The following is a 3072-nucleotide window of genomic DNA, read 5'->3' as shown; positions in this document are numbered from 1 at the left end:
TTCATCCCCGGGACCTACTACATGATGCGCGGGTTGACGGTGCCCCACGGCGCCGCGCCGCCCTGGTGGAAGTTCTACCTGTGCTCGGTGATCGGGCTGGGGGTCACCGGATGCCTGTTCGTGATCACCGACTACTACACCTCGACGCGGTTCTCGCCGGTGAAGCGGACCGCCCGGGCGTCCCAGACCGGGCACGCGACCAACATCATCCAGGGCCTCGCCGCGGGCCAGCAGGCGACCGGCGCGCCGGCGATCGTGATCGCGATGGGCATCCTCGGGTCCTGGAAGCTCGCCGGCGGCGGCACCGAGGGCATCTACGGCATCGGGGTGGCGGTCATGGCCCAGCTCTCGCTGATGGGGCTGATCGTGGCCCTCGACGCGTTCGGCCCGATCACCGACAACGCCGGTGGCATCGCCGAGATGGCCGACCTGCCCGAGGACGTGCGCAACGTCACCGACCCGCTCGACGCCGTCGGCAACACGACCAAGGCGGTCACCAAGGGATACGCGATCGGATCGGCCGCGCTCGCCGCGCTCGTGCTGTTCGACGCCTTCGCGCGCGAGGTCGGCGCGAAGTACACGTTCCAGATCGGCACCCCGCCGGTGCTGATCGGGCTGCTGATCGGCGGGCTGATGGTCTACATGTTCACCTCGCTGTCGATGGAGGCGGTCGGGCGCGCGGGTGGGTCGGTGGTCGAGGAGGTCCGCCGGCAGTTCCGCGAGAAGCCAGGGATCATGGAGGGCACCGACCAGCCGGAGTACGGGACCGCGGTCGGGCTCGTCACCCGGGCCGCGCAGCGCGAGATGATCGCGCCGGCGCTGATCCCGATCGTGATCACGGTGATCGTCGGGCTGATCAGCGTCGAGGCACTCGGCGGGCTGCTGATCGGCGTGATCGTCGTCGGCCTGTTCGTGGCGATCTCGATGACCTCGGGTGGTGGCGCCTGGGACAACGCCAAGAAGCTGATCGAGGACGGCGCGTTCGGCGGCAAGGGATCCGAGGCGCACGCGGCCGCGGTGACCGGCGACACGGTCGGCGATCCCTACAAGGACACCGCCGGGCCGGCGATCAACCCGATGATCAAGGTCGCGAACATCGTGGCGCTGCTGATCATCCCGATCATTACGTGACGTGGCCGCGCTGCCCTCCTGGGTGCCCCGGCTTCGTGGATTGGGAGTTCGGGTTTCGTCGTAAGGGTTCCGCGAGGGCACCCAGGAGGGCAGCGCGGCCACGTCACTGCTTCCCGGCGCTCCAACAGCTTGGTACAGCCGGGGAAGCGGGGCGTGCCGCTCGCCGAAGCTGCGGAGGCGGATGTCCGTCAGACCTAGTTCCGTGAGTAGGGCTCGAACACGTGCGTTTGAGCGCTGATCTGCGGCGTGGTGGCGGTTTGCGTGCCCGTGACGCTGGGAGATGGCGGCGGTCGTGTGCTGATGGTGTGTCAGGGGCTGTGTTGACCGCCGGTTGTGGGGTCGCCGAGTTGGGTGGTGTTGCCGGGGATGCTCGTCGTCGGACCGGCCGGGGATGGTTAGGGGCCGGGGAGCGCGAGCGCTGCGTGATAGGTGGCGTTGAACGTCTCGAGGTGCGGGAAGCCGGTGGGCAGGCGCATGATCGTCTGGCGGGCGGTGCGCACGATCCGGGCGGGGACGCAGAACAGCAGGTGCCGCAGCGTTTTGGCGTGACGCCGCAGCGGCGTGCGCTGGTCGGGCGCGGCGCCGGATGCGCGCGCGGCGGGGCTGATGTCGCACACCCAGGCGCAGATGTTGAGCGCGAGCAGCGTGCAGCACAGCCACAGGCGGTTGGCGTTCGGGTCGCGGGAGGGCAGGTGCCTGAGCGCGTGGCCGAGCTTGGCGTCTTTGAAGCGCTCCTCGATCTGCGCCCGCTGGCGGTGGAGGTGCTCGACCTCGATGGTGGTCTTCTCCTGCGCTGGGATGTCGGTGACGATGAAGCTGTAGGCGTAGGTCGAATCCAGCTGGCCGTCGAGCACCATCTGCAGCTGCTCGGGCGGGATCGTCTTGCGCCTGCGCGCCTTGGGATTGCCCCGCCTGAGCTCCTCGGCGGTGACCGGCACGCGTCGGACGATCAACCGCAGCGGGTCGTGCTTCCAGCCCTCCGGGGTGAACGCAAGCTCGGCGACCTGCGCGCCGCGCATATCGAGCGCATCGACCCACGCCTCCTCTTCGATCTCGGCGAGCTTTTGCCACATCACGGATGTGCGGGTTGCCGAGAGCGTGAAGCGCATCCGCCGCTTGCGCAGCCCCATCATCAGCTCGGCCGAGTAGAAGCCATTGTCGCCGCGGACGGTGATCTGTCCGTGCCCTTCGGGCAGGAGCCGCTCGGCGCGCGCGAGCATCCTCAGCGACAGGGTCGCCTTGATCCGCGCCTGGTTGCCGCCTTTGAGCTCCGAGGTCAGCGCACGCCCGCGCTCGGCCCAACTGACCACATAGGAGTTGTAGGCCAAGTGCCCCTGGCGGCTGCGGCCAGCGCCGCGCTTGCGCCGACCGTAGATCACCGTCTCGGTCGCGTCCAGATCGAACGTCACCGCCTCCGCGGGATCGCGGCCGAGGCTGCGGTCAAGCTCGTTGCCACAACGCGCCGCGGCCCGCTCGATCGCGTGGATATGGCCGGCACGGAACCGGCAGGCCAGCTGCCGGGCGGTCGGCGCCGACGGCGCCTGGGCGACCGCCCGCCACGGCGCCAGCGCGTCATCGGCCCGCAGCACCTCGATGTCGTCAAAGCAGGCCGCACCGACCAGCTGCGCCTCAGCGATCGAGACCACAAGCTCGCCCGGCGAGAGCCCCCGTCGGCGCTGTTTGACCGGCGCCACCCGCCCAGCCGCCTGAAGCTCGGCGTCGGTCAGCTCCACCAGCCGCAGATTGCGCGCCAGCTCGCCGCAGATCGCCAGCCCCGCGTACGGCGTCAGCGACGGATCATCAGCGCGGATCAGAAGCCGTCCGGACCGTCTGTCACGGTTAATGACCATCACCCGCTGGGTGAGTTTCATTCACAGGTCGTGGACGGCATCACTACCCGCCACGATAAGTCACACCCCGGACGGAAAGCCCCGGAAATAC

At 69.3% G+C, this 3072-nt stretch carries 2 protein-coding genes; one reads left to right on the top strand and one right to left on the bottom strand.

The genetic code is table 11. The features are described from left to right. Nucleotides 1-1131: proton/sodium-translocating pyrophosphatase (locus VFA06_RS10700; protein ID WP_324840323.1), on the top strand; the 1131-nt coding region annotated here is incomplete at its 5' end. Nucleotides 1132-1526: 395 nt separating this feature from the next. On the opposite strand, the gene VFA06_RS10695 is transcribed toward VFA06_RS10700, so the two are convergent. Further along, on the bottom strand, nt 1527-3002 hold the full coding sequence (locus VFA06_RS10695; RefSeq protein WP_324840322.1) for an IS1380 family transposase: 1476 nt from the start codon (nt 3000-3002) through the stop codon (nt 1527-1529). Nucleotides 3003-3072 lie beyond the last annotated feature (70 nt).

The organism is Actinocrinis sp., from assembly GCF_035653575.1.
In the GTDB taxonomy this organism is placed as follows: Bacteria; Actinomycetota; Actinomycetes; order Streptomycetales; family Catenulisporaceae; genus Actinocrinis.
Note: the sequence above shows the minus strand (reverse complement) of the source record. Positions and strands in the feature narration are given on the sequence as shown.

Bases quoted from the DNA above. Each gene is read 5' to 3' on its own strand.
- VFA06_RS10695 (WP_324840322.1), bottom strand. From the start codon at position 3,002: ATGAAACTCACCCAGCGGGTGATGGTCATTAACCGTGACAGACGGTCC.